This window comes from Chryseobacterium sp. YR221 (genome assembly GCF_900176315.1).
GTDB lineage: Bacteria > Bacteroidota > Bacteroidia > Flavobacteriales > Weeksellaceae > Chryseobacterium > Chryseobacterium rhizosphaerae.
In genome coordinates, this window is the sequence record NZ_FWXM01000002.1 from 63248 (window position 1) to 90195 (window position 26948).

General features: G+C 36.0%; 22 protein-coding genes. 9 read left to right on the forward strand and 13 right to left on the reverse strand.

What is annotated here, in order from left to right:
• Nucleotides 1–6: 6 nt before the first annotated feature.
• The 3 genes from B8967_RS05265 to B8967_RS05275 all read right to left on the reverse strand — a co-directional run bounded on the left by B8967_RS05265 (nt 7) and on the right by B8967_RS05275 (nt 5413).
• Nucleotides 7–2589 carry a zinc-dependent metalloprotease gene (locus B8967_RS05265; RefSeq protein ID WP_084085010.1) on the reverse strand — a complete coding sequence of 861 codons (2583 nt, stop codon included), beginning with the start codon at nt 2587–2589 and terminating at the stop codon, nt 7–9.
• Between the two features lie 112 nt (nt 2590–2701).
• On the reverse strand, nt 2702–4285 hold the full coding sequence (locus B8967_RS05270; RefSeq protein ID WP_084085012.1) for a histidine kinase: 1584 nt from the start codon (nt 4283–4285) through the stop codon (nt 2702–2704).
• Between the two features lie 174 nt (nt 4286–4459).
• Nucleotides 4460–5413 carry an alpha/beta hydrolase gene (locus B8967_RS05275; protein ID WP_084085015.1) on the reverse strand — a complete coding sequence of 318 codons (954 nt, stop codon included), beginning with the start codon at nt 5411–5413 and terminating at the stop codon, nt 4460–4462.
• Nucleotides 5414–5544: 131 nt separating this feature from the next.
• On the opposite strand from B8967_RS05275, the gene B8967_RS05280 reads away from it, so the two are divergent.
• From B8967_RS05280 to B8967_RS05295, 4 genes are all read left to right on the forward strand, one after another.
• Entirely contained in the window at nt 5545–5901 is a 357-nt protein-coding gene (locus B8967_RS05280) for a winged helix-turn-helix transcriptional regulator (protein ID WP_047495303.1), read from the forward strand.
• 226 nt (nt 5902–6127) lie between these two features.
• Complete coding sequence (locus B8967_RS05285; RefSeq protein WP_084085017.1) at nt 6128–7303, forward strand: thioredoxin fold domain-containing protein; 1176 nt, start codon at nt 6128–6130, stop codon at nt 7301–7303.
• 9 nt (nt 7304–7312) lie between these two features.
• A complete protein-coding gene (locus tag B8967_RS05290; protein WP_084085019.1) occupies nt 7313–7933 on the forward strand; it encodes a DUF3575 domain-containing protein in 621 nt (206 codons plus the stop codon).
• 4 nt (nt 7934–7937) lie between these two features.
• Entirely contained in the window at nt 7938–8144 is a 207-nt protein-coding gene (locus tag B8967_RS05295) for a hypothetical protein (RefSeq protein ID WP_047495019.1), read from the forward strand.
• Here the strand turns inward: B8967_RS05295 and B8967_RS05300 are convergent, their stop codons facing one another.
• Nucleotides 8145–9341 (reverse strand): exo-beta-N-acetylmuramidase NamZ family protein, encoded by a 1197-nt coding sequence (locus B8967_RS05300; protein ID WP_084085858.1) that lies wholly within the window; start codon nt 9339–9341, stop codon nt 8145–8147.
• A 4-nt stretch (nt 9342–9345) separates the two neighbouring features.
• On the opposite strand from B8967_RS05300, the gene B8967_RS05305 reads away from it, so the two are divergent.
• On the forward strand, nt 9346–10575 hold the full coding sequence (locus B8967_RS05305; protein WP_047495016.1) for an ABC transporter permease: 1230 nt from the start codon (nt 9346–9348) through the stop codon (nt 10573–10575).
• A gap of 133 nt (nt 10576–10708) precedes the next feature.
• The gene (locus tag B8967_RS05310; protein ID WP_047495013.1) at nt 10709–11692 is read left to right on the forward strand and encodes a PLP-dependent cysteine synthase family protein; all 984 of its coding nucleotides are present in this window, start codon (nt 10709–10711) and stop codon (nt 11690–11692) included.
• Nucleotides 11693–11745: 53 nt separating this feature from the next.
• On the opposite strand, the gene B8967_RS05315 is transcribed toward B8967_RS05310, so the two are convergent.
• From B8967_RS05315 to B8967_RS05330, 4 genes are all read right to left on the reverse strand, one after another.
• A complete protein-coding gene (locus B8967_RS05315; RefSeq protein ID WP_084085021.1) occupies nt 11746–12276 on the reverse strand; it encodes a hypothetical protein in 531 nt (176 codons plus the stop codon).
• Nucleotides 12277–12317: 41 nt separating this feature from the next.
• The gene (locus B8967_RS05320) at nt 12318–12620 is read right to left on the reverse strand and encodes a chaperone modulator CbpM (protein ID WP_047495005.1); all 303 of its coding nucleotides are present in this window, start codon (nt 12618–12620) and stop codon (nt 12318–12320) included.
• A 3-nt stretch (nt 12621–12623) separates the two neighbouring features.
• Nucleotides 12624–13535, reverse strand: coding sequence for a DnaJ C-terminal domain-containing protein (locus B8967_RS05325; protein ID WP_084085023.1), 912 nt, complete (start codon nt 13533–13535; stop codon nt 12624–12626).
• A gap of 148 nt (nt 13536–13683) precedes the next feature.
• Nucleotides 13684–15045: a S8 family serine peptidase gene (locus B8967_RS05330; protein WP_143330474.1), complete on the reverse strand. Its 1362-nt coding sequence runs from the start codon at nt 15043–15045 to the stop codon at nt 13684–13686.
• Nucleotides 15046–15353: 308 nt separating this feature from the next.
• On the opposite strand from B8967_RS05330, the gene B8967_RS05335 reads away from it, so the two are divergent.
• Nucleotides 15354–16553, forward strand: a complete 1200-nt coding sequence (locus B8967_RS05335) for a dicarboxylate/amino acid:cation symporter (protein WP_084085859.1) — start codon at nt 15354–15356, stop codon at nt 16551–16553.
• Nucleotides 16554–16622: 69 nt separating this feature from the next.
• Nucleotides 16623–17174, forward strand: a complete 552-nt coding sequence (locus B8967_RS05340; protein ID WP_084085025.1) for a hypothetical protein — start codon at nt 16623–16625, stop codon at nt 17172–17174.
• Between the two features lie 8 nt (nt 17175–17182).
• Here the strand turns inward: B8967_RS05340 and B8967_RS05345 are convergent, their stop codons facing one another.
• The 3 genes from B8967_RS05345 to B8967_RS05355 form a co-directional block, all read right to left on the reverse strand.
• Nucleotides 17183–17566 carry a DUF779 domain-containing protein gene (locus B8967_RS05345; RefSeq protein WP_084085860.1) on the reverse strand — a complete coding sequence of 128 codons (384 nt, stop codon included), beginning with the start codon at nt 17564–17566 and terminating at the stop codon, nt 17183–17185.
• Nucleotides 17567–17633: 67 nt separating this feature from the next.
• On the reverse strand, nt 17634–18668 hold the full coding sequence (adhP, locus tag B8967_RS05350) for an alcohol dehydrogenase AdhP (RefSeq protein ID WP_084085026.1): 1035 nt from the start codon (nt 18666–18668) through the stop codon (nt 17634–17636).
• Nucleotides 18669–18892: 224 nt separating this feature from the next.
• Nucleotides 18893–20422 carry an aldehyde dehydrogenase family protein gene (locus B8967_RS05355; protein WP_084085861.1) on the reverse strand — a complete coding sequence of 510 codons (1530 nt, stop codon included), beginning with the start codon at nt 20420–20422 and terminating at the stop codon, nt 18893–18895.
• Nucleotides 20423–20604: 182 nt separating this feature from the next.
• Between B8967_RS05355 and B8967_RS05360 the strand changes: the two genes are divergently transcribed.
• Complete coding sequence (locus B8967_RS05360; protein ID WP_047494808.1) at nt 20605–21531, forward strand: AraC family transcriptional regulator; 927 nt, start codon at nt 20605–20607, stop codon at nt 21529–21531.
• Between the two features lie 824 nt (nt 21532–22355).
• Here B8967_RS05360 and B8967_RS05365 read toward each other — a convergent pair.
• Entirely contained in the window at nt 22356–23771 is a 1416-nt protein-coding gene (locus tag B8967_RS05365) for a RagB/SusD family nutrient uptake outer membrane protein (protein ID WP_084085027.1), read from the reverse strand.
• A gap of 21 nt (nt 23772–23792) precedes the next feature.
• The gene (locus B8967_RS05370; RefSeq protein WP_084085028.1) at nt 23793–26735 is read right to left on the reverse strand and encodes a SusC/RagA family TonB-linked outer membrane protein; all 2943 of its coding nucleotides are present in this window, start codon (nt 26733–26735) and stop codon (nt 23793–23795) included.
• Nucleotides 26736–26948 lie beyond the last annotated feature (213 nt).

Genomic DNA, 26948 nt, shown 5'->3' on the forward strand with positions numbered 1-26948 from the left:
AGCCGATTATTTATTTAAAGCCTCTTCAATTCGAATAATTAAGTCTGTGTAATGAGCCCTTGAGGCATCATCTCCTTTATATCTGGTTCTGTTCAGTAAATCCAGTACCTTATGCAGTTCTGCCCTTTTATAGGTCGTTACTTCAGATACTCTTTTCATTGAGGAATAATTAATGTTTCTAAGATCCTTATCATCTTCATGGAAATTACAGATCATTGGCATTTTCAGGGTATTGTCTACTTTCAGTGCCTTTACTGCTGTCTTTTCAAATAATTTATTCACCGAAACAATTAAAGCATCCACATAGTTCTTCTGCGTCATCTTTTCAAGAATAGTCAGGCTTCCTTTTTTACTGAAAACAGCAGCTCTTACCTGATCAAATAAATTCTCAACAGTATATATTTCCTCTTTTGATCCTGAAACCTCATGTTTTAACTCGTTCTCCAGGAGTCTCAACAGTCTGTCATCCATCAACAGAGAATAAATATTCGCATATTGCATTCCTCTTGCCAAGGTATACGGCGTCTGTTCAAACGGACCCATTGGAGAATTTTTAACAGGATATGTTTTCTCTGAGATCGGATTAAAGAATAACCATTCCGGAAGGTTGATCGCATTTTTCACAAGATAATCAACAGCTCTTTTCTGGGTCTCTGCAGGTACTGCTTCGTAAGCTTTTTTCTTGTTTCCGAAATTGGTATTGTTCAGATAAATTCCTCCTACATTCGCCATGACATGACCGGTATACAGATCCCATTGTCCAATAGCTCCTAAATACAGTTTACCGGCATCCGTATAATCTTTACCATCCGCATAGGTCCATTTTAAAAGATTATCTACCACAATTTTCAGGTTTTTCATCCCGTACTCACTGGCCTTCATGGCATCGTCACCCAAATCTTCAGATTGTGAACGAGGATCTATGGTTTCCAGATAGCTTTGCTGCTCTCCATAAAAATACAGAGGGTCATCCTCATGTTTTTCTATTAAATTTCTCAGCGCTTTTTTCTCTGAAAATTCTTCAGGATACCAACGGTAGCCCCATTCGATAGCATATTTATCATAAATTCCAATTTTTGGAGTAATAGCTGTAACTCCATCTTCCGGCTGAGCGACATAGTTGTAACGGGCATAATCCATAATGGAAGGTGCGGTCCCCCCCATCTTATCGGTAAACTCTTTGGAACGGAGTGACTCTACAGGAAATGCAAAGGAAGATCCCATATTGTGTTTCAATCCGAAAGTATGTCCTACTTCGTGGGACGAAACAAATCGGATAGCCTCTCCCATATATTCATCACTGAATTTATTTCCTCTGGCTTTCGGATCTATAGGCCCGATCTGAATTCTCATCCATTCCTGAAGTGAAGTCATTACATTGTGCCACCAGATGATATCCGCTTCTATAATCTCACCACTTCTCGGATCCACTACGGAAGGTCCCATCGCATTAGATTTAGGGGAAGCCGCATAGGTAATCACCGAATATCTTACATCATCAATATCAAAATCCTCATCTTTCTCATCCGGCATCTTTGCGATAACCGCATTTTTGAAACCTGCCTGCTCAAAAGCCACTTGCCAGTCATGAACTCCTGCTATAATTTTCTCACGCCATTGCTTTGGAGTGGATGGGTCAATATAATATACAATCGGTTTTTTAGGCTCTACCAATTCTCCTTTCAAATACCTTTCTTTATCTTCATCCTTAGGTTCCAAATTCCATTTGGTAATGAAGAATTTCTCATCCATTTTCTGTTGGCCATCGTTAAATGTCCAGTGTTTTTCTGTAAAAAAACCAACTCTTGGATCAGAAACTCTCGGTTTCATTGGAATTTTAGAAAGCAGGACAAGATTAGTGGTTACCCCCAATGTTACCGGCAGATCAACGCCTCCTTCATTCACAGATGTTGACAGCTGGGATTTTACCACAAGGTTTTGAGGAAAGGTCTTCACTCCTTCAATGTAAGAAAGACTAGATTTTACTGATCCTCCCAATCCTACATTAGCCAGAACATCATTAAAGCTTTTCTGATTTCCGTCAAAAATTTTGTTAACCTTAATGGCTACCGCTGTAGAATCAGAATTTTGAGCTTCAATATCAAAAACTTCAATAATAGATTCTGAGAAGTTATCTTTTACCGATTTTGTAATAGCATCATTTTTAGGGGAAGAGACTTTCGCCTCTGAAGTTCTCACCCAAACTTTTTTAGCTACCGTATCTCGGTGAAAAGAAATGATCTTATTTTCATAATTCATTCCTTTATTTAAGCCAGCTTCATTTACCTGCATAGGTACCTGAGAGAGCTTATTAACCACCAAAAACTGACGGCCCATCAGGCTGTCAGGGATTTCAAAATAGACATCCGTTTTTACCTGGATCGTATTAAAAAGTCCTTTTTTATAAGTTCCTTTTTTGATCAGGTCTTCAATTTTTTTTGTTTTTTTCGAAGAAACGTCAGCTTTTTCAGTTTTTTCTTTAGTCGTTTTTACAGAATCTTTTTTCTGTGCCAGAACTGCCGGCGAAGCCACAGCAAGTCCTAAATACAGTGCCAGCCTGTAATTCTTCATTAAAATAGTCCGATTCATTCCAAATAGTAAATATCTTAGTTTCAGCGGGCAAAGCTATAGGTAAAGAGAATCATATATATAGTGTTAGGGAGTGAGAGGGGATATTTCGGGAGTGAATGGATTTTTATTTTCACTTCATTAATGGCAAAAAACATATGAAATATTCACCATCTACAGAAATATTAACAAAATTATTCTTAAAATATCCATAAACTTGATTCAAATAATCAATTCCGAACTTCTCTCCCTGAACAGGCTCTGTTTTGAGCTGCCAGGTATTCTTTACAATGATCCCATTTTCTTCAATGGTAATGATAATTTCTAAAGGCTGGTCTATGGTTGCTATATTATGCTTTATAGCATTTTCCGTTACAATCTGAAGGGATAGATAGGGAATTCTTTTTTCTAAACTCTCCTGATGATTAATCACTACTTTAAAATTCAATTCTTCATCAAACCTGCTTTTCAAAAGCTCCATATAATGCTGTATAAAATTGATCTCCTGGGCAACAGAAACAATATTTTCTTTTGGAGGTACAATAAGATACCGGTAGATCTTTGAAAGATTCATGGTAAACTTCTGTGCATTGTCTTTATTAATCCCAATCAGCATGTATAGGGAATTCAAAGAATTGAACAGGAAATGTGGATTGATATTATTTTTAAGCTGCTGAAGCTGGTTAATAACTTCTGCCTTATGCATCTTTTCATTCTCAACCAACAGTAAATTCTTTTCAGACTGTATCTTTTCTTTCTCCTTATAGGCAATATGAGCAGATCTTTGAAACAATATAAAGACCGTTACAATAAGAAACAAGGCTGCCAGAAAAATATAGGTTGTATAGGTTTTTACTTTATATACGTTTTCATCGATAATAAAATTGACATGGTTAACAACGGTATATCCTTCGAAATTATCCGTTTTCAGAGGTTTTATAAACCGGGTAACTTCAACCCCCAGATACTCAGAAATTGCAATACCTTCGGTATATCCTGATTTTGTCTTACCCGTCAACGTATCTTTGGGCTTAATATCTGTAAAATCAAAAATATTCTTACCTAAATATTTCTTTTCAGGATGGGTGATACAAATACCTTCTTTCGTAAAAACATAGGCGTAGGTATTCGAGCTTTTATCTACATTGATAAAATATTGGTGAAGATCATCCAGACTTACGGCAGAACCGTAATACAGTGTATTCTTATCCGGTAGCAACAAAGAATCATAGCTCACCCAATACAGGCTGTCTTTACGCGTCATTAAAAGATCTTTAAAATGTCCGGCTGCATTATTTTGTAAGGGAACAGACTTTTCTATATTTCCTGTTTTTTCAAAAACCTCGGACAAAGGGCTATTGGTCTCTGTTTTTCCGGAAACTTCATTATAGTAGTAATACCAGCTGTAGGCTAAAAGATTACGTTTTTTGTTGAGGTCATTTAAAACTGAAGAATAGTCTTTATAGTTTTTTAAACCGTCTTTTTGGATCAGTGCACGAAGCAGATATTGATAATCCTCAATATTTCTGAATTCATTTTCAACGGATTCATATTTGCGGACAAAAGTTTTTCTTGCAAAATCTTCAGTATTTTTCTGGCTGTCACGCGTAATTAAAAAGCTCAAAATAGCAAGCGCTACAACTGCAATTAAGCAAACAGATAAAGCAGCTATATAAACGGATTTTTGAGACAGTGCGCGTTTAAAATTAATATTCAATTTTTTCTAAATTCTTGTTTCCTCCTACAGGTAAATTATTCGTTTGCAAAATTATAACAAAGATTTCAGGACCATAAAGTGAATTAAATATATAATCAAAATACGTACAAAAATCATCTCAGAAAAATAAAAACCGTCTTCATGAAGACGGTTTTTAATATTATTTTTTTCCTTTTATTTGTTTTTACAGAAAAGCCTGTTCATCATAAAATCTTTATACTGATTGCTCATAGGAGAATCAAATAGATCAAAAACATGCAAGGCACCCGGAATAACCCATAATTCAGTCTTGACACCCTCCTTATACAGCAACTGTGCAAATTCAATATCTTCATCCCTTAAAGGATCCAATTCACAGGCAATAATAGTCGTGGGAGGTAATTGAGCAAAATTATCATAATGAGTTAAATCTGCATATCTGATACTCTTATCTACATTCTCTTTCCCCAAAAAATGAAGCCAGGCTGCCTGAGCATATACCCTATTCCATAAAAGAGCATCTGTAAATTCTTTCATCGAAGGAGTGTCTAACCGGTTATGAATTACCGGATACAATAAAAACTGATGCTTTATATTTTCAATATGATGATCTACAGCCATCTGGGTAACCGCTGCTGCCAGATGACCTCCGGCGCTGGCTCCGAAAACCGTAATATGATCCGGATTAATTCCCAACTGAGCTTCACCTTCACTAATCACCCATTGTAAAGCATCAAAACCATCCAGAATGGGAATTGGAAACCGATACTGAGGAGATAATCTGTAATCTACAGATATAATAGTTGCATTAAGCTTATCCGAAATTTCAAACATCTGATCATCCACCTGTTCGGGTAACCCAAATACATATCCTCCTCCATGAAAATAAATGAGTGTTTTATCCTTATTATATTTTTTCGGCTGATAAATGTGTAATCTGATTTCATATCTATCCACAGAACTTTCTATAAAAATATCTTTTGTAAGGATATGATCGGGATTCTTAAAAGGGTGAGCTTCTACAAATTCTTTTCTTTCCCGTTGGATGAGCTCGGGATTATTTAAAAATACTTCTTCGTCAATTTCTAATGAATAAGGAGTATTTTCTATACTTGTTCTTAAATCTTCATCAATTCTGTTAAAGTCCATGCTGTTATATTTTGTATTACAAATGACACCTTCAAACAAGATATTTCCTGTTTTATTTGTAAATTTAACTGATAGGTACTATGCTGTCCAAGTATGCATTAGATTGTATGAAACGAACAAAAATGTAAGTAATGAGTATTAAAGAATCATCCACCAATAATGAAAATAAAAAAACACTGGAACAATGCTGTTCAGAAATATATGCTGTTAATCTGATCAGCGGACGCTGGATCCTCTCCATTTGTTATCATCTTAAACACGGAAAGCTGAGATTCTATGAATTGAAGAACAGTATTCCCAATATTTCCGAAAGAATGCTTACCCTCCAGCTGAAAAAAATGGAACAGGAAAATTTGATTATAAAAAGTGTTTATGCAGAAGTTCCTCCACGGGTAGAGTATGAATTATCTGAGATTGGTAAAAGATTAATTCCCATCCTGAACCAATTGGAAATTTGGGGTAAAGAACATAAAAATGCTAAAAAATAATAACGGACCATCCTAGCTAAAAAGCAACTATGAAAGTTAAAAATGTTGTGATTAAGGCTTGTATTCAGAATACTTAAGTCTAAATTCCTGCTGTAATTTTTCACAGGGTCCGTCAACCAAAAGCTGCTTTAAATCTTAAAATTAGTTAATATACTCTATCAGAAAGCGGAATCAGCTCTTTATGTTTTGAAAATTAATTATCTTCGCTTACAAATCTAATTTGAAAATGAAGAAGATCATCTCCGGGATATCTATTTTTTGTTCTATCATTATCTCAGCTCAAGAGTCTATTCAATTCCAGGAATTACCATTCAAGGATATTATCGCAAAGGCTAAAAAGGAAAAGAAATTGGTCTTTCTAGATGCCTATGCTTCCTGGTGTGGGCCATGCAAAATGATGGAAAAAAATGTTTTCACCCAAAAATCCGTTGGAGATTACTTTAATGCGAGTTTCATCAATGCAAGATTCGACATGGAAAAAGGAGAAGGACGGGAGATTGCAGCTAAATATGGAGTACGTTCCTATCCTACTTATCTTTTTTTAAATGGTGAAGGAGAACTTGTTTCTCAAAACTCAGGGTATATGGAAGCGGGTATGTTTGTCACTATGGCTCAGGACATCAATTCTCCCGGCAATAAAAAAGGTTCTTTGAAAGAACGTTTTGCTAATGGTGAAAAAGATCCTGAATTTCTGATCAATGTTATGAAACTGAACTCCAGCAGTGATTTTGATTTTGCTAAAAAAGCTTCTGAAAGATATTTTGAAAATAAAAAAAAGACTGAAGAGCTTTCAAAAGAAGAAATCGGTCTTCTGCTTTATTTTGTAAAGTCAACAGAAGACCCCAATTATAGTATTTTCACTTCAAGAAAAGCTGAGATCATTAAGTTTCTACCTGAAGAGACCTATAAAGAATTTGATGCTCAGTTGAAATTATCTAAAATAGTAGAACAGTCCATTGATGAAAAAAACAAAAGAATCAATGAGGATACCTTTATGAAAGCAGCCGAACCTTTAGTAGGAAAAGAAGCAGCTACCACAAAACTTAATCAGACCAAACTTAGCTACTATGAGCAGAATGCCAATTTTCCGGAATTTGAAAAAGCCGCATTAGACTATTATAAAAACGCTGATGCCTTTGAGCCTAATGAGCTTTTAAGAGCGGCATGGATCTTCAGTGATCATATCAAAACACCAGCCTCATTAAAGAAGGCTACAGAATGGGCAGAAAAATCTGTAATGAGAAGTGAGACCTCTGAAAACACTTATATTCTCGCCAAACTGTATTTTCTTACTGGTAATAAAGAAATGGCAAAAAATTATGCAGAAATGTCTAAAAATATAGCCGTTCAAACCCATAAAGATTCCAAACTGGCCGAAGAGCTATTAAATAAAATACACTAACATATACTGATGAATTATAAATTATTAACAGGCCTTTTAGCTTTCCTGGCAATAGGTACTTTACACGCTCAGGAACAAGAACAGGATAAAAGTTTATACATAAAAGGGAATGCTCTTTTTCTACCTATAGGAATCATTAACGCCGGTGTAGAAAAGCAGATAAGTCCTAAATATACCATTCAGGGAGATGTTTTTATTTCCCCATGGAAATCTTTTGCCGGACATAAGCTTCAGTATTACTCTGCTTCCGTAGAAGGCAGGTATTATTTCAAAGAGGCCTTTAAGCACTGGTATTTGGGAGCGAATCTTGCTTTTGCAGCCTATAATGTTCAAAAATGGAACTATTGGAATGACAAAGTTATTGTCAAGGAAAATGGTGATACTTATATTAATTCCAATCTTTACCAAAAAGGATTTTCTATTATGCTAGGGCTAACTGCCGGTTATCAGTTTCAGTTATCTGACCGTTGGAATCTTGACATTTATGGTACTGTGGGAACATCCCAGAGTTTTTATAAAGGATATGACAAAACAACAGGGAAAAGATATGATCAGGCAAACGATCTTAATAAAAGTGGTGAATTTATCCCCTACAGAGGAGGAGTCATGGTCTCTTACAAATTTAAATAATACAATGAAACCATTCGGAAGAAATCATATTATCATTTCAGTGATCACTTTTGTGATCCTTTTTTTAATGAACTACCTTGGGAATGACCTTCCTGATAAACTGCAAAGAGCTCTGCTCACCGCTTTTGCGGGAGTTGTCGGATTAACTGTAGGTTTATTTATCCTTAACAAAGGTAAAAATGACAAAAACCCACCTCAGCATTTTGATTAATTAATTTTCGTACACCACATACCTGGTTCTGATCTTTTCAAAATCGGCCAGGTCTTTTTTCCATGAAGCTTTAATTTCCGGAATCGTTTTCCCTGCGATAATTTGCTTTCTGAATTCATCGGTTCCGGATAATGTATCAAACCATAGATTTTTCAGGAAGAAATCCTGCTGTGGATTTTTATAGTTTTGATATGCTTTTATAACCCATTCAAGATTCAGTTCTCTCAGATCTTTTGGGTATTTTGAAAGATTTTCACCGTGGCAAAGCCTTCCGTTAAGAAAAGGATCTTTAGCTCCATAACTTGGTTTCGGAGTAAACTCGAAGGGCAGTTTTTCTGTCCATGGAGAACCATAAATCTGGAAAGGCATATCTGTTCCTCTTCCTACCGAAACCTGAGTTCCTTCAAAAAAACATAGGCTGGGATAAAGATTAATGGCTTTGTCATTCGGTAAGTTCGGGGAAGGTTTATCTAAAATTGTGTACCGTTGTTTTTTATGGTAATTTTTCATTGGAATAAGGGTATATTTAGCCTGAACTCCATTTTTCAGCCACTTTTCACCGTTTACCATTTTTCCATATTCTCCAATTGTCAGCCCATATACTACAGGAACTTCATGCATGCCTACAAAGCTTGCCCATTTTTTTCTTAAAACAGGGCCGTCAGTATAACCGTCATGGGGATTGGGGCGATCAAGAACCATGATTTCAACATTATTCTCAGCACCGGCTTCCATCAGATAAGTCAAGGTAGAAATATAAGTATAGAACCTTACCCCTACGTCCTGGATATCAAAAAGAACAATATCAATTCCTTTTAATTGTTCAGGTTTTGGTTTTTTATTATTACCATATAATGAAACAATGGGTATTCCAGTTTTTACATCTACTCCATTTTTCACTTTCGCTCCGGCATCAGCATCTCCCCTGAATCCATGTTCCGGTGCAAAAATAGCTTTAATATTAATCTTATTTTTTACTAAAAAATCTACCAAATGATTCCTGTCACTCATCAGCCCTGTTTGGTTGGTCACAATCCCGATGGTTTTGTTTTTTAACAAGGGTAAATATAATTCAGGCTGATCGGCTCCGGTTTTAAAATCCTGTTGAACTTGAGTCTGAGAATAATATTGGTTGAATACTCCTAAAAAAATTAGGCAAATAAGAAGTAAATTTTTAATTTTGAAATCTAAATTCATAAGCTTGAAATTTCCTTTATATTTCTCTAGAAAAATAGCATTTTCCAAAGATAACAAAAATAACCTTTCAAGAGTTATCATCTTCATTGGCAGACTTTCTGTAGCTTTGGGAATCATTGTTTCCTTAATTACCGTAGCCACCGGCTTTGGTTCTAAAAAAGCTATTAAAGAAAGACTGGCAGATTTCAGCGGACACATTACCGTAAGATCTACGCGATCCAATTCTTCCTATAATACTTCGGTACTTGATAACCAGGGGCTTAATATTCCAAAGATCAAAGAACTTCCCGATGTGGAAAGCATCCAGAAATATGCAACTGTGACCGGGATTATGCGTAATGAGCATAGTTTTGCAGGTATTATATTTAAAGGAGTTGGAAAAGACTTTGACAGCCTTAGGTTTAAGAAATTTTTAATTGCCGGCACCACGCCCAAGGTAACAGAGGTAGGTTTCAACAACGACGTCGCTATTTCACAGAAAACAGCCAACGACTTACACCTGAAGCTCAACGACAGTATTGTTACTGTATTTTCAAAGGCAGATCAAAAGCCGGTCTATCGTAAGTTCCGTGTACTGGGAATTTACAGAACGGATATTAAGATGATTGATGATCAATTTGTAATTGGAGGAATTAATCATGTAAGAAGAATTCAGGAAATGAAACCCGATGAAGTAGGAGGACTTGATATTTTCCTCAAAAACGTCAACGATATAGATAAAGATTTTCCAGATATTGAAAAGCTGATTGGGTATAAAAATTATGCGGAAAAAGCGACGGAAAAATTTCCACAAATCAATGACTGGATAAGCATTTTCGATACGAATATTGCTTTAATCATCATTATTATGCTCATTGTAGTGGTCATTAATATTATTATGGTCCTTCTGATCCTTATCATCGAAAGAACCAATTCTATAGGACTTCTTAAAACATTGGGAGCCAGCAATTCCCAAATCCGGGCTACCTTTATCAACTATACACTTATTATTATGATTCCCGGGCTTTTATATGGAAATGCCATTGGATTAGGGCTTATTTTGATTCAAAAATTCTTCGGAGTTATTAAGCTTAATCCTGAAAATTATTATGTAAGTACAGTTCCGGTAGATCTTAACCCTATTGCCATTATTTCTATTTCAGTGGGAATTCTGTTTATTTCAGGGCTTGCTTTAATTATTCCTAGTTATCTGATCAGTAAAATTTCACCGGTAAAAGCAATTAAATATAATTAGTAACGGAAAGGATCGATAAGCAGCTGATCATATTTTGGAGGTAAATATTCCTGTTACCAACACGTTATCCACATGTTATCCACAATATGAATAATTTTAAAAGCCTTATCTTTGCTCCGCATATAAACCATTTATGAAATACGCAAAAAATATTCTTGAAACTATAGGTAATACACCGCTGGTAAAACTTAACAATGTATTAGGAGAAGACTTTCCAGCATTAGTTTTAGCAAAAGTAGAGACTTTCAATCCCGGAAATTCAGTAAAGGACAGAATGGCTCTTAAAATGATAGAAGATGCCGAAAAAGACGGCAGATTAAAGCCTGGAGGAACCATCATTGAGGGAACTTCAGGAAATACAGGAATGGGATTAGCGCTTGCCGCGATCATCAAAGGTTACAAATGTATCTTTGTAACGAATTCCAAACAATCAAAAGAAAAATGTGATATCCTTCGTGCTGTAGGTGCTGAGGTTATTGTATGCCCTACTGACGTAAAGCCTACTGACCCGCGTTCTTATTATTCAGTTTCCAAAAGACTGGCTAAAGAAACGGAGAACGGATGGTATGTAAACCAGTATGATAATTTATCAAACAGAACGGCTCATTATGAGTCTACAGCGCCTGAAATCTGGGAACAGACAGAAGGAAAACTGACTCACTTTGTAGCTGGTGCAGGAACAGGAGGTACGATTACAGGATGTGGAACATTCTTCAAAGAAAAAAATCAGGACATCAAAATAATCGGAGTGGATACTTACGGTTCTATTCTGAAAGAATTCCATGAAACAGGAGAACTTCACTATGACCATGCCTATACTTATATTACAGAAGGAATTGGCGAAGATATCATTCCTGAGAACTATGATATGTCTGTCATTGATCATTTTGAAAAAGTAACAGATAAAGACGGAGCGATCTATGCAAGAAAACTGGCTAAAGAAGAAGGAATTTTCTGTGGATATTCTGCTGGAAGTGCTATTGCTTCTCTGATCCAGATGAAAGATCAGTTCACGAAAGATGATATCATTGTTGTTTTACTTCATGACCACGGTTCAAGGTATGTAGGAAAAATCTACAATGACGAGTGGATGAAGGAAATGGGTTGGCTTGATTAATAAGCGGATACTTTACGATAAAATAAAAATCAGAGCATTTTGCTCTGATTTTTTTATTCTTTATTAATATTTTCTTTGAATGTCTTTTTGAGTAGGTTATACTCCTTTTCACTCATTGATTTCTTTGGAAACATATAACTGTACTTACCTTCCAGAGCGATGAATTCATTATTGCTATCAAAATATTCAAAATCTTTCCATTCGCTGGTTTCTTTCTCCCCGTCAATATTGACCGTAAAAAAAAGAGAATCAAATCTTATTTCGTAGACCTTACACTTTTCAAGCACTCCCAGGTAATGGTTCACCTGTTTCTTCCATCGGGATACTTTATTAATGCTTACAGACAGAAAAACCGTGCAAAGCAGAAATATAAAGCTCAGAAAATATAGGATTCCCACACTGTCTTTGCTCAAACTGTCTTTCAAAAGAAATGCAATAAACAGAATAACAGCAGCCACCATGGTCGTTATGGTTTTACTTCTGGTAGTAGGTGAGAAAAGCAAACTTCCCTGGTTTCCGCTAAAATAGATTTCTTCAAACGTCTTTCTGTCAGGTCTTAAGACAATCACCTTTTCTTCACTCATAATATAAATATATACTTTGCTTTATAAAGCTGCAAAGCTAGCTAAATATCTTCATATTGATCACTTATAGCAGCAAGTTTGTTCATCAGTTCCCTGTTTCTGTTTTTAAGGGCATTCAGTTTGTTCAGCATATTATGAATCACTTCAAGACCGGGAAGATTGATTTCAAGATCATAATGCCAGTTGGAAAACTTTTCAAGATCCTGCAGATCTTCATACATCAGATAATGAATATCATTTTCAATATGAATGTTTAGCAGACCATACTCTACAAGATCATCAAAAAAAGTGATTTCTATATTATAGATTTTTACGAGTTCTTCCCGTGATATTCTTTCACTCATAGCCTAGGAATTTTTTAGTTGTTCAAAAAGTTCTTTCTGCTTTTCTGTAAGGTTTACCGGCAATTTCACTTCATAGGTTACAAAAAGATCGCCATGCTGTCCTTCTTTTTTATAGATGGGAAAACCTTTTCCTTTAAGCCTTACGGTCATCCCGTTTTGAGTTTCCGGTTTTACTTTAAGATTGACACTGCTATCCAGGGTATTTACTTTTACATCTCCCCCTAAAACAGCGGTATACATATCGATAACGACCTTAGTTTTCAGGTCATCCCCTATTCTTTCAAAATCCGGATCAGTCGGAATATTGAACGTAATATACAGATCCCCATGAGGTCCACCGTTAAAACCGGGATTTCCATGTCCTTTCAACTTAATCTGCTGCCCATCATAAACCCCTGCCGGAATAGTAATTCTTACTTTTTTACCATTGATTTCAAAAGTTTGCGGATGAGTGGTAGCAGCATCTCTTAAATTCAGGTTCAGTTCTGCCTGAACATCTTTTCCTTTAAATTTTCCGGAAGCACTTCCCCGTGAACTTTTGCTAAAGCCTCCAGCCCCTCCAAACATACTTTGAAAGAAATCTGAAAAATCTTCCCCTTCACCAAAATCTGCTCCGGAATATCCTCCGTTATAATTCTGCTGCTGTTGATATTGTTTCTGCTGTTGCTGGGCTTTTTCGTATTCTTCGCCATGTTTCCAATGCTCTCCGTACTTATCATATTTTGCACGGTTTTCAGTATTACTGAGCACTTCATTGGCTTCATTCAGTTCTTTGAATTTTTTTTCTGCTTCCTTATCGCCAGGATTAAGGTCAGGATGTAGCTTTCTGGCCAGTTTTCGGTAGGCTTTCTTGATATCATCCTGTGTTGCGTTTTTATCTACGCCTAAAATTTTATAGTAATCTATATAAGCCATAGAAATGATGTTTACTCAAATTTATGAATTTTATCTTTGAAAACCCCATAAGAAAACACTTAAAAACATGAAAAAAAATATTAAAAATTCTGATAGACAAAAAAAGAGATGAGTAATCTCATCCCTTTTTATTAGAATTATAAATAAATTATCTATGAATAATTTTATCTGCCACTCCGTCTTTATCATAACGGTAGTCAGCCTTCGTATAAATATTTGTAGGACTATATCTTCCGGTAAAAATTGGACCATACGTAAAATCACTCCTAAATCCATTATAATATTCCCAATAAGCCGGTTTTGGAGTAGCACCATCTGTGTTTGGAGCTCCTAATAAAAGAACTCCGGCAGCATGGGGAGACGCCATGGATGTTCCGCTAATGGTATTGTAACCGCCATTTAACCATGTTGATTTTACCTGGAATCCCGGAGCTGCATAATCTACAGGAGATCCATAATTAGAAAAATAAGCCCAGTAATCTCCTTCAGCCGAAGCGGAAATAGTATAAACATTGGTAGCATTAACAGCAGCCGGTGAATAATAACTGGCATCATCATAAGAATTACCTGCTGCTATTGCTAGTCTAATACCTTTTTCTGCTACTTTCAAAACGGCCTGTTCTGTAGCTGAATCTCTATATCGTGATCTAGGACCTAAGCTCATATTGACAACATCCTCTGCTGAGGCATTTGCATATACGTAATCTAAAGCAGAAACAGTCCATGAAAAATCTCCTGTTCCATCACTCTTTAAAACCTTTAGTGCAACAACTTTAGCTCCGGCAGCAACTCCAACAACTCCAATATTATTGTTAATAGCTGCAATAGTTCCTGCCACATGGGTTCCATGCCCGTTTCCATCATCAGGATTGTTATCTCCGGCAAAGGAAACACTTCTTTGTGTATCTACATTAAGATCCGGATGATCCAAATCAATTCCGGAATCAATAACCCAGGCTGTTTTTCCAGTTCCATCTCCTGCACCTCCAACTCTTGTAATCCCCCAAGGAATCTCCTGTGTTGAAGCAGCTTTAGCAATCATCCCGGTTGTTTTCCCTAATGAAACCTGATAATCCTGTTCAACACTTTTGATTTTAGGATCTTTCCTAAGTGCTTCTACCTCAGCATCAGTAAGATTTTTTGCAACAAAACCTTCAAGGGCATATCCAAAAGCATTAGAAATCTTTTGACTATTAATACCCAAATTCAATCCATTATCTTTGCTTTTTAATTTATCCAACAGTGATCCTGTTTGTCTTAAATAAGCCTCTCTATTCTGGAGTGCACCTTTAGAAACAGCAAGGCCACTTTTATCAAGAACACCATCATTCAAAACAACAATGTACTGTCCAGAAATAGGCTTGGAATCAGCAGAAGCTACCTCATCAGAATTCACAGCAGCATTCGAATTGGGATTAGATTCAGGTGTATCACTGAGTCTATCAGAGTTACAACTTACAGTGATTGCTACAGCAATCAGCAATAACGAAATTTTGTTACTTCTCATCATATTTGTAATGTTTTTTAAATTAAACAGTTTACAAATATATTGTAATTATTTAATTTTAAAGCATTTTTCATAATAAAATCAAATAATAATTAATAATAAAATACAATTAAATACAAATTATTGAATTAAATGCAATTTAAATAATTTTATTAAATAGAATATTTGTAGTATAAAATTTCATGATTAACAAGACAAGCAGTTCAATTTCAAATAATATTTCAAAATTGTGTGATAAAATAGATTTTAAAATAATAGATCTATTTTCTGCTTACACTTGGAAAAGACTTATATTTGAAAAAAAACTTCACATGAAAGAGGTACTAAAAAACTACTCCGGAATTATATTTTTACTCTTAGGAATTAGTGTTGGAAGCATTATAGGAATTACTGCTCCCGGTATTGTAGAGTACATAAAACCTCTGGGAGATATTTTTCTTAATCTTCTTTTTGTAAGTGTAGTACCTTTGGTATTCTTTGCCGTTTCCAATTCTATTGCTTCTCTGGAGCAGCAGTCAAAATTTGGAAAGATTATTCTTATCATGGCTCTTACCTTTTTATTTTTCATCCTGACAGCCGCCATTTTTACGATCTGTGCAGTCTATCTCTTCCCGGTTTCCGGGGTTTCCGGAAGCTCTGAAGCTATTACAGAAGCAGCAAACAATGATACATGGGGTAACAGGATTGTAGGCTTTTTCACCGTAGGAGAATTTACGGCTCTTTTTTCAAGACAGAATATGCTGGCTCTTCTTATATTTGCTTTTATGACGGGTTTTGCAGCCCGGAAAACGGGAGAAAAAGGAGAACCTTTCAGGGTTTTTATTGCCTCAGGCTACGAGGTTATGAAAGAGCTTCTTTTATTGATCATGAATCTGGCTCCTATTGGTCTTGGGGCTTATTTTGCTTTTCAGGTAGCTACTTTAGGACCTCAGCTGTTTGGGTTTTATGCTAAACCTTTAGGCTTATATTATATTGCAGGAATTATTTATTTCTTTGTCTTTTTTTCTATTTATGCTTTTATGGCCAATGGTCAAAAAGGAGTGAAAAGTTTCTGGACCAATGCTATTTACCCTAGCCTTACTGCCATAAGTACCTGCAGCAGTTTTGCTACCATGCCTGCCAACTTACAGGCAGCGTCTAAAATTGGAATACCTAATTCTATTGCCAACCTGGTTATTCCTATTGGGACAACCCTCCATAAAAATGGATCCTCTATGTCTTCCATTATAAAAATCTATGTTGCTTTTTTAATTATTGGAAAAGACTTTTTTGATCCCTCGAATCTATTGTTGGCATTGGGAATTACTGTTTTTGTAAGTATTGTAGCCGGAGGAATTCCCAATGGTGGGTACATTGGTGAAATGCTGATGATTTCGGTATATAAATTACCTCAGGAAGCTATCCCTGCCGTAATGATCATCGGAACATTGGTAGACCCGTTAGCCACTGTTCTGAATGCTGTGGGCGACGTTGTTGCCGCAATGTTTGTCAACCGGTTTGTGAAGACCTGATTGTAGAATAATCCCCGGCCAATCTTCCCCATAAAAACGACTATAATAACCGTTTAAGCTTTATTTTACATGAATTCCTTTTGTCAAAGTATTGGTTTATACACGCATAAAAATCTTGACATTGACCTCAATACAGCTGAGGTTATCGAAAGGCTAAGGAAAATTACTTATCCAACCCATACTGCTTTTATATCCCTGATTTCAGATCCGGCAATTCCCACAAGATTTAAATACAGAGGAATGGTGTATGAAAAAAACTTCACGATTAAGAAAAGAAGGCGTTTTTTTGATATCAACCTGAATTATCCGGTGATTAAGGGAAGTCTGTATGATCAGAATAATAGAACTACTGTTTCCATAGCGTGTATTCCCTCTTTTTTTCAGATTGTCACTCTTGTATTGTTGCTGGGCTTTTTCTTAGTTGCAGTCACTGTCAATATAAAAAATGGGGTTCAGGATTTTTCTTTTATTGCTGTTTCTGCTCTAATGCTGGGAACCCAATATTTTGTTTTAAAAAGAGAGATCATAAAAGGAAAATACGATTTTGAAAAAGAGTTGGACCATATGGTTCAAAAAAGCAGCAATACAGTTCTCCACTATCCCTATTCTACCAGTCTTTAGACTCTATTCTATTCACTCCTTAGTATGGGTTCCAGGTTTTCATATTCTTCGGGAGTAAAAAGTCTGTACTGAACTTTAAAGGTCTTCCCCAAAGGTGTTTCCAGTGAAAAGCCTCCAGGTCCAAACCCTTCTGCCACATCCAGGGTAAAGTGTGAGTACTTCCAATATTCAAATAAATCCCGGTCTATCCAGAATTCATATCCATGGATGGTTCCGATCATAGCATCATTCATTCTGGGAAAAAAACCTCCTTTCTCAAAACATTGAGGCTGCGTTCCTTCACAGCATCCGCCGGCCTGATAAAACATCAGCGCCCCATATTTATTTTCAAGCTCCCGAATGACCTCAAGTGCCTTTTCCGTTGCTGAAAGTCTTGCTATTTTTCCTTCCATTTTTTTTGCTTTTATATTGAAAAAAGTCCGGCAGATGAATCTGCCGGACATAGGTACTCATTATGGTTTAATTTGAGCCGGCAATGTCTAATACGATTCTGCCATCAATCTGCCCTTTCTTCATTTTATCAAAAACATCATTAATATCTTCGAGCTTTGCGGGGGTTACCGTAGCTTTTACAAGTCCCTCATTGGCAAAATCCAGTGCCTCCTGCATATCCTTTCTTGTTCCCACGATAGAGCCTCTCACAGTTATTCTTTTTAAAACGGTCTCAAAAATCGGAAGTTCAAAAGATCCGGGAGGAAGTCCGTTCAGTGCAATAGTACCTTTTCTTCGTAAAACATCTATTCCCTGTTTGAAAGCAATAGGAGATACTGCTGTAATCAATGCGCCGTGCATTCCGCCAACTTCTTTATGCAAATATGCTCCAGGATCTGTATTTTTTGCATTGACTACCAGGTCTGCTCCTAATTTTTTTGCCAGTTCGAGTTTATCATCAGCAACATCAATGGCGGCAACATGCATTCCCATTGCCTTAGCATACTGAACCGCTACATGTCCCAATCCTCCGATTCCTGAAATGGCTACCCATTCTCCGGGTTTTGTTTCTGTTTCTTTTAATCCTTTATAGACCGTTACTCCAGCACATAAAATAGGAGCTATTTCCAGAAAGTTAACATTGGATTTTAAATGTCCTACATACCTGGAATCGGCAATTACATATTCTGCAAAACCTCCATCTACACTGTATCCTCCGTTTTTCTGAGCTTCACAAAGTGTTTCCCATCCCGTTATACAATAATCACAACAGCCACAGGCACTATACAGCCAGGGAACTCCTACTGCATCTCCTTCTTTTACGAAGGCTTCGGGTCCGCAGGCTACTACAATTCCTACTCCTTCATGTCCCGGAATAAGTGGCATTTTAGGCTTTGCCGGCCAGTCTCCATCTACAGCATGTAAATCTGTATGGCAGACTCCACAGGCGATCACCTTTACCAAAACTTCATACCTTCCGGGTTCTCTTACGGGTACTTCTTCAATTTTCAGTGGCTGTCCATAGCCCTGAACTACTGCGGCTTTCATTGTTTTTGGGATCATATTCTATGTTTTGAGTTGTTTTTCTTTGGGTTATTCTATTTCATGAATTAAATAGGCTGCTATCCCGGTACACACGGTATTTCTCCGCGTGAGGGATAGTAAGGGCGGCGAGGTACGAGCCGGTGCGGAATGTAATGGAGCACCGAAACGAAGTGAAGCCCTGAATAGCCCGGCCGTTTTGCCCTGGAATAGCCAAGGCAATCGGGCACGTCCTACATTAAATATTAAAAGAAGCCTAATTTATTTTTGTTATAAGAAATCAGCATGTTTTTGGTCTGACGGTAGTGATCAAGCATCATTTTATGGTTCTCTCTTCCGATTCCCGACTGCTTGTATCCTCCAAAAGGAGCTCCTGCCGGATAGGAATGATATTGGTTTACCCAAACTCTTCCTGCCTCGATCTGACGCGGAATATTGTACAGCTGGTGTGCATCTCTGGTCCAAACTCCGGCTCCAAGACCGTAAATGGTATCATTCGCAATTTTCACTGCTTCTTCCTCATCTTTGAAAGTTGTAAACGCCAGTACCGGACCAAAGATCTCTTCCTGGAATATTCTCATTCTGTTGTTACCTTTGAAAATTGTTGGCTGAATATAGAATCCGTCTTCAAGATCTTCTCCCAAATCATTGACATGACCTCCCACCAATACTTCTGCTCCTTCTTCTTTTCCTAACTGGATATAGGAAAGTATTTTATCTTTTTGAATCTGTGATGCCTGAGCTCCCATCATCACAGTTTTATCCAATGGATTTCCAACTTTAATCGCTTTTACCCTCTCGATCACCTTTTCGATAAAAGCATCTGCAATATCTTCCTGAACCAGCAACCTTGAAGGACATGTACAAATCTCTCCCTGGTTAAGGGCGAAAAGAACAGCTCCTTCAATCGCTTTATCCAAGAATGCATCATCGGCATCCATTACCGAGTTGAAGAAAACGTTTGGTGATTTTCCTCCCAACTCCAACGTGACAGGAATAATGTTTTCTGTAGCATACTGCATCACCAGACGTCCTGTAGCTGTAGAACCAGTGAAAGCCGCCTTAGAGACCTTAGGATTGGTTACTAAAGCTCTTCCCAATTCTGCTCCGAATCCATTTACAATATTTATAACACCTGCAGGTAGAAGGTCACCAATAAGCTCCATCAGGACCATAATGGAAACCGGAGTACTTTCCGCAGGTTTTAATACGACACAGTTTCCGGCAGCCAATGCCGGAGCCAGCTTCCATACCGCCATCAGTATAGGAAAGTTCCATGGGATAATCTGTGCAATAACGCCAAGAGGTTCGTGTACAATAAGGGATACGGTGTCTTTATCCAATTCGTTATGAGAACCTTCTTCTGCACGGACTACAGAAGCGAAATATCTGAAGTGATCAATAGCCAGTGGTAAATCTGCCGCCAACGTCTCTCTTACTGCTTTTCCATTATCAACGGTTTCTACAATGGCAAGATATTCCAGGTTTTGCTCTATTCTGTCTGCAATCTTATTCAGGATAATACTTCTTTCTGTAGATGAGGTATTTTTCCAGGTTTGAAATGCTTTGTCTGCAGCATTTACCGCAAGTTCTAGGTCTTCTTTGGAAGAATGGGCTACCTGAGTGAAATTTTTACCGTCTACGGGAGAAACTACATCAAAATACTGCCCGTTAACAGGCGGTGTAAATTTTCCGTCAATATAATTATCATATTTGTTTTTAAATTCAGGACGCTGTAAAAGAGTCGCTGATCTTGGTTCTGTAATAGTGCTCATATTAGTATATTTTACATTTTTCTGTAATGCCAAATTACACGTACACCTCCAAAAACATATAGCACAATCGTATAAAAAAAGTGCAGAATAGTGCAGATGTTCAATTTTTATCATTTTATTAACAGCAACATACAGCCAAATTCTCTATATTTGAGTTACCTGCTTCATAAAAATGTTTAGAAATGAATAACAATAATAAATATTTAATAGATACTCCTGAATTAACGAAGGAAAATCAGCTATTGAACATTGTTGAGAACCAGACAAAATTCAATCTAAACAATTGTGAATTCAGTATCTATGAAACCCACAAAGCGGCTTTTGATGTAAAACTTCACTTCGATAATATAGCATTTACAGCAATGCTGAGAGGCAAAAAGCATATGAAACTGGATAATAAGACCAACTATTTTGATTATTTCCCCGGTGAAAGCATTCTGGTGGCTCCGGGAGAAACCATGGTCATTGATTTTCCTGAAGCTGATGAAACTCCGACCCAATGTATTTCTTTGAGTCTAAATCCTGAGTTTATAGAAGACTCCCTGAATTACCTGAATTATAATCTCCCCAAAGTGGATGAAACCTCACAATGGAATATTCAGCTGGATGAGTATTTTCTTTTTAATAATCAGGCTCTAGCCTCTGCAACCAATAATATCATGAGAATTGCTATGGACGATAATTCTCAAAAAGATATCATGGCTGATTTTGCCCTGAAAGAGCTGCTGATCAGACTGATGCAAACCCAGGCAAGAAGCATGGTAGAAAAAAACATGGTGAAAAATAAATCAAGGATAGGCTTTGTTGTAGATTATATTAAGAAAAACCTTCATCAGAAACTTTCTATTGACAGCATTGCAAGGCTGGCTTATGTAAGCAAATCTAACTTTTTTAGAATGTTCAAGGATGAGCTGGGAACTTCTCCCAATGAATTTATTTTGCAGGAGAGAATCAACAGAGCTAAAGAATTACTGGCAGATCAAAACAGCATTAAAGAAACAGCTTTTCAGACCGGCTTTTCAGACACCAATTACTTTACACGAGTATTTAAACAACTTGAAGGCACTACTCCCAAGAATTATCAGAATAAAATTATATTTTCGAGATAGAATTAGACAATTTCCTTTTATCTGGAACTACAACGACTTGCGTTTGCGGATTTGTAAATCCAATATTATTTCTTTTCAGATCACTTCTTCTTGTTCCTTCTAAAAATCAAAAGGATAGATTGTAATTTTTTGCTAACTTAATTATATTGAGCTCGCACCAGCAGAGGGCATCAGCGATAAGGCAAAACTCTTCGTAAATACCTCCCCTTCCCGCCCTTAATAATGGTAATTTTTGATGCGTTTTCTAAAACCTTCTTCGTGTTTTATGACCATTTATAGAATTCTTTTTTTTCAATAGGAAAGAGAGTTGGTCTTTGTGCTTGCGTTTTATTTTATTCTTGTTCAGGTTTCTGATCCAAACTTTCACATCCGAAAATCTATAAGGCATTAAGTTTTTGTAATCAACAATAAAGCTTGGATCAATAAAAAAAACCGAGACTTCTTTCTTCATTATCGTTTACAGTGCCAATGAATTCATCTTTTTTATCCTGTTTGTATGATTATAAAAATTGATTTCGCTGGTGTCCTAAATACATAAAACCGATTTACTCCCAACACCCCCACATAATTAGAAGACATATTCTTGATAATATCTGCCTTACTAGTATGGTCGTTTTGATCTCAGAATAACTACCCGATAATTAACGAATCGAAGATATACTATTAGAAAACAAGCGATTGAGAATAGTGTTTCCTCTATCCGTCAATCGCCTATCTTTTAAATTATCAAATGTCTTGTTTGCAATTTTTACTGCAAAAATACAAACTTATTTGTGTCCAAACCCACGGTTTGGAGCAGATGCCTTTTATAAATATGTTGTTGCTTATTTACCATTATTTACCGATTCATCGATATTAGGATTCGCATCAATTTCGGCCTGCGGCACTTTTAATACAAATCTTTTGTCGTCTGGAGTAAGATTTACAACAATTCTGTGATTAGAACTCCTGATAATTCCTCTTCTTAAGCGTTTAGCATCAAACCATTCAACACCATTTTCACCATATAATTCTTTTCTCCTTTCAATAAGAATTTCTTCCAATAAAGCAGATCCTGTATTAATAGATTTAACCGCTGATGCATCACGATTCTTTTGCAATGCATATAGTAAATTATGAGCCTCTGTAGATTTTCCTTGATTATATAAAGCTTCCGCCTCAATTAAAATCATTTCAGGATATCTAATTATTGGAACATCTGAACCAAAATTAAATTTGAATTTAGTCGTAGTATAAGATCTCCAGTCATTTTGTGGCATTTTTGTAAACAGCTTTCTAACATCTGTATTAGAAAAAAGATTAACAAAATTACTATTTACATAAGTTGTTCTATACCCTGTCGTCGTAAAATCTGTAAAAGGAAATATAGCAGTATAGTAATATGCTGATTGATCATCACTTTGTGGTGATGCGAAAAGCCAATCAGTATTATTCATTTCATTAAATCCATTTCCATACTGAGCCGCATTAAGTACAGCTGATGAATTTCCTCCATAGGCATTATGTGCGGCTTCTTCGGCCCTTGCCCAATTACCCATTACCTGATACACTTGCGCCTGTAATGCATAAGCAACTTCCTTATTCATATATGATTTATCAATTCTATCATATGAGCCTAATTTAACAGCCATATCAAGATCAGCTAAAATAAATTCATAAAACTCTTTCATCGTAGACATTGGCTTTCCGTCTAAAGATGAGGAATCTTTATATATAGGAGGTGCCGGCAAATTCGGATTATAAGTATATGTCTGTTGAAATTCTAAGCTTAACTGAAAATACATAAAAGCTCTATATGCATATCCTTGTGCCAAAAATGCACCTCTTTCCTCTTCTGTCATTACTGCTTTACTAGCTTTTACTCCCTCAATAAATATGGTAAATCTACTTGCTAATTCATAAGGAAATTTCCAACTAAATAAAGTTCTTCTGTAAGTTGGCTCTCTATTAGTTTGCTCATAATCAGTTCCAAACCAGTTATTAGACTGAATTAGATCATTCCCTTTAAGAGATCTTGTAAAGAAAATAGACCCCAGATTTGCAGTATCTACACTTGTGTATTGCCCTCTTGACTGTCTTATTATTCCTGCCATAACAGCAGTAATGGCTTCTTTAGAGTTAAATGCCACTTCTTGATTAACTAAATCTGTGGGCTTTGGATCTTCCAAAAAATCATTTGAACAACTGATCGACCCAAAAGAAGAAGTTACTACACCTATTATTAATATTACTTTTTTCATGTTAATTAAAATTTAGAAAAATTAGAACCCAAGTTTAAAACCAAAAGATATAGTCTTAAGGTTATACGATCTGTTATTAACTGTTCCTCCAAATGACTGCTCAGGATCAATTCCTTTATGGGACTGCCAGGTCCAAAGGTTATCTGCCTGAACATATAATCTAAAATCACTTATACCCAATTGTTCCACATATTTACGAGGAATATTATACCCCAAAGTAATAGCTTTTAATCTTATATAATCATTTTTAAATAACCATCTGCTTGATGTACTGCTAAAGTCATTTTGTGCTGAAGTTAAGACTGGTATATCAGTAATATCTCCCGGGGTTTGCCATCTACCATCAATATCTGCAGAAATCTGCCTTCCTGGACTATCAGCTACAAGTAAGTTAGCATATTGAGAATCTAAAATATATGAACCAAAGCTAAAATTAAACAAGAAATTTAAATCAAATTCTTTAAACTTGATATAGTTTGAGAATCCCCCTTGAATATCTGGCAATGCACTTTTCCCATTGAAATATCTTGTAGCATCTGCATATGTTTTTGTTGTCTCTCTACCTATTATATTTCCATTTGCATCTTTAACATCCTTATACCACATCATATATCCATCCTTTGGATCAATACCAGCATACTCCTGAATCCAGAAGTCAAATAAGCTTTTCCCCACCTCCCATCTTTTTGTACCATTTACAAAGTTTCCTCCTTCTAATTCTTTAATTTTATTTTTATCAAATGAGAAGTTAAGATTAGTTGTCCATGTTAAATTCTCCTTTTTAATGTTAGTTGAATTAATACTGAATTCCCAACCATAGTTTTCAATTTTACCGGTATTAAGAAGAATTTGAGAGAAACCACTAGAAGGTGCAAGTGGCTTAGGGTATAGTAAATCGATCGAAGCTTTCTTATAGTAGTCAACTGTTACATTTACTCTTTTAAACAACTCAAAATCTGCTCCAACATTTAGTGATGACGTTGTTTCCCATGTTAAACGAGGATAACGAGTATTTGTTAAATATATACCTGCCTGATCTAAGTTAGAATATCCAGTAGTATATCCGTTTATATATGGAAAATATTCGGAAGAAACAATTCCTTCAGCGTTCGCAACATTATCAATATTTAAAGTACCATTATTTCCAAGTTCCCCATAAGATCCTCTAAACTTCAAATAAGTAACGACATTGTTTTCAAAAAAGCTTTCTTTCGATGCTACCCAAGATCCTCCTATTGAATAGAAATTTCCCCATCTTGTATCTTTAGAAAATCTTGATGATCCATCTGATCTGAATGACCCTTCAACAAAATATTTATTTTTATAATTGTATGCAAGTCTCCCTAAAACAGAAACTATTCTATCTTCAGATAAATTTCCAGAAACACTTTCAGGCTTTGTTGAGCCTGAATGATAAAAAACTCCTGGAAGGAATCCTGTAGACTGTGTACCAATCGGAGAATATTGCAACTGATAAGATTCAAAAATACCATCTACATTAAAATTATGATCTCCAAATGATTTTTGATAATTTAAAATATTTGAGACATTTATTGTTTGAGTAATATCTCTATTCGTTGACACCCTACCACTTACATTAGACGCAGCCCCATATAAGCTGTTATTATACTGATAACCATCAAATATATACAATTGATATCCTACCTGTAGTTTATTCTTCAAGCCTTTGAAAATCTCAGCTTCAAGATATCCTGACAAATTAATATCATATCGCTTATTATTAATTTTGTTATTAAAAAACACACCCGGTACGTTTTCATTATTGAAAACTGGTCTATTTTGATTTTGTCCATTTCCATTCGCACCATAATCATAGATAGGACTACCATTGTTATCTAGGATCATATTCCCACTCTCATCTCTTCTATAAATAGGATATATACTTGCTACATTATAAATCCATTGGATTGCAGAGGTAAATGAATTTCCAGATTGAGTAGGATAATTCTGTGAAGACACCGCCATTGAAGTATTAACTCCAGCCTTTAACCAGCTTTTAACTTGAGTTTCTAAATTAAGCCTGGTTGTAAATCTTTTAAAATAAGAACTAACTACCGAACCTTCCTGATCTAAATAATCTGCCGAGAAGAAGTAAGTAGTGTTTTCACCCCCTCCTTGTAATGTTAATCTATAATCATTTCTTATTGAAGATCTGTTCAATATTTCTTTTTCCCAATCTGTATTCCAAAGAAGATTTGCACCAGGAACAACTTTTCCATCTACTCCAATAGGATTCGTTATATTTCCATAGGGATTATACCCTAAATTGGCAACTAAATTATTTGTAGCATAATTAGCAGCCACCGCAGGAGTATCACCAGCAATAACCCTAGAGTTTCTTAAAGCCTCCCAATATAGCCCCATATATTTTCCGGCATCCACAAATTTATACATATTCACCGCAGGTGAAGAAAATCCTGTCTGAGCTGAAAACTCCAAACGAGGTGCTTGGTTTCTTCTACCCTTTTTGGTATTTATCAAAATTACACCGTTTGCACCTCTAGATCCATATAAAGATGTTGATGATGCGTCTTTCAATACGTTAATTGATTCTACTTGGTCCTGGCTAATGGAATTAATATTTCCATTATATGGAACACCATCTAGAATAATCAAAGGATTAGTTGATGCATTAATTGAAGCTGTTCCTCTAATTTTAATCAGCGGGTTCTCCCCAGGCTGACCACCAGCACTAATCAACTGAACTCCCGGAACACTCCCTTGAATAGCTGAGGTAACAGATGTTAGCTGTTGAGTTTCTAATACTTTTTTATCAATAACAGAAACAGAACCAACAAGAGCCTCTCTTTTTTGCTTACCAAAAGCTACAACCACGACCTCATCAATTTTAGTAGTAGCCGTGTCTTTTGCTTTTTGTGCAAAGGAAACCTGTCCTAAGAAGAACAAAGCTCCTGCACTTAATACATGTAGTTTAACATTCATATTTAACACATTTTAATATTTTCAGAAAACAAATATCCCAATAAACATTAATAGTATCAACTTATAAAGTATTGAAAAACAACACGTTATTGCAAAATAATTTCATTGCAAATAAATAATAACATTAAAAAAAATAGTGAATTAAAAAAAATGATAAAAAAAATTTAGTTCAAGAATGCATTAACAGAATTTTAACAACCATTAAAAATATTG

What these genes read in the sequence shown, in the direction of transcription:
- B8967_RS05365 (WP_084085027.1), bottom strand. Translation starts at nt 23,771, where the DNA reads ATGAAAAAAGTAATATTAATAATAGGTGTAGTAACTTCTTCTTTTGGG.
- B8967_RS05290 (WP_084085019.1), top strand. Translation starts at nt 7,313, where the DNA reads ATGAATTATAAATTATTAACAGGCCTTTTAGCTTTCCTGGCAATAGGT.
- B8967_RS05325 (WP_084085023.1), bottom strand. Translation starts at nt 13,535, where the DNA reads ATGGCTTATATAGATTACTATAAAATTTTAGGCGTAGATAAAAACGCA.
- B8967_RS05265 (WP_084085010.1), bottom strand. Translation starts at nt 2,589, where the DNA reads ATGAATCGGACTATTTTAATGAAGAATTACAGGCTGGCACTGTATTTA.
- B8967_RS05275 (WP_084085015.1), bottom strand. Translation starts at nt 5,413, where the DNA reads ATGGACTTTAACAGAATTGATGAAGATTTAAGAACAAGTATAGAAAAT.
- B8967_RS05355 (WP_084085861.1), bottom strand. Translation starts at nt 20,422, where the DNA reads ATGAGCACTATTACAGAACCAAGATCAGCGACTCTTTTACAGCGTCCT.
- B8967_RS05320 (WP_047495005.1), bottom strand. Translation starts at nt 12,620, where the DNA reads ATGAGTGAAAGAATATCACGGGAAGAACTCGTAAAAATCTATAATATA.
- B8967_RS05280 (WP_047495303.1), top strand. Translation starts at nt 5,545, where the DNA reads ATGAGTATTAAAGAATCATCCACCAATAATGAAAATAAAAAAACACTG.
- B8967_RS05335 (WP_084085859.1), top strand. Translation starts at nt 15,354, where the DNA reads ATGAAAGAGGTACTAAAAAACTACTCCGGAATTATATTTTTACTCTTA.
- B8967_RS05345 (WP_084085860.1), bottom strand. Translation starts at nt 17,566, where the DNA reads ATGGAAGGAAAAATAGCAAGACTTTCAGCAACGGAAAAGGCACTTGAG.
- B8967_RS05315 (WP_084085021.1), bottom strand. Translation starts at nt 12,276, where the DNA reads ATGAGTGAAGAAAAGGTGATTGTCTTAAGACCTGACAGAAAGACGTTT.
- B8967_RS05340 (WP_084085025.1), top strand. Translation starts at nt 16,623, where the DNA reads ATGAATTCCTTTTGTCAAAGTATTGGTTTATACACGCATAAAAATCTT.
- B8967_RS05310 (WP_047495013.1), top strand. Translation starts at nt 10,709, where the DNA reads ATGAAATACGCAAAAAATATTCTTGAAACTATAGGTAATACACCGCTG.
- adhP (WP_084085026.1), bottom strand. Translation starts at nt 18,668, where the DNA reads ATGATCCCAAAAACAATGAAAGCCGCAGTAGTTCAGGGCTATGGACAG.
- B8967_RS05285 (WP_084085017.1), top strand. Translation starts at nt 6,128, where the DNA reads ATGAAGAAGATCATCTCCGGGATATCTATTTTTTGTTCTATCATTATC.
- B8967_RS05295 (WP_047495019.1), top strand. Translation starts at nt 7,938, where the DNA reads ATGAAACCATTCGGAAGAAATCATATTATCATTTCAGTGATCACTTTT.
- B8967_RS05300 (WP_084085858.1), bottom strand. Translation starts at nt 9,341, where the DNA reads ATGAATTTAGATTTCAAAATTAAAAATTTACTTCTTATTTGCCTAATT.
- B8967_RS05370 (WP_084085028.1), bottom strand. Translation starts at nt 26,735, where the DNA reads ATGAATGTTAAACTACATGTATTAAGTGCAGGAGCTTTGTTCTTCTTA.
- B8967_RS05360 (WP_047494808.1), top strand. Translation starts at nt 20,605, where the DNA reads ATGAATAACAATAATAAATATTTAATAGATACTCCTGAATTAACGAAG.
- B8967_RS05330 (WP_143330474.1), bottom strand. Translation starts at nt 15,045, where the DNA reads ATGATGAGAAGTAACAAAATTTCGTTATTGCTGATTGCTGTAGCAATC.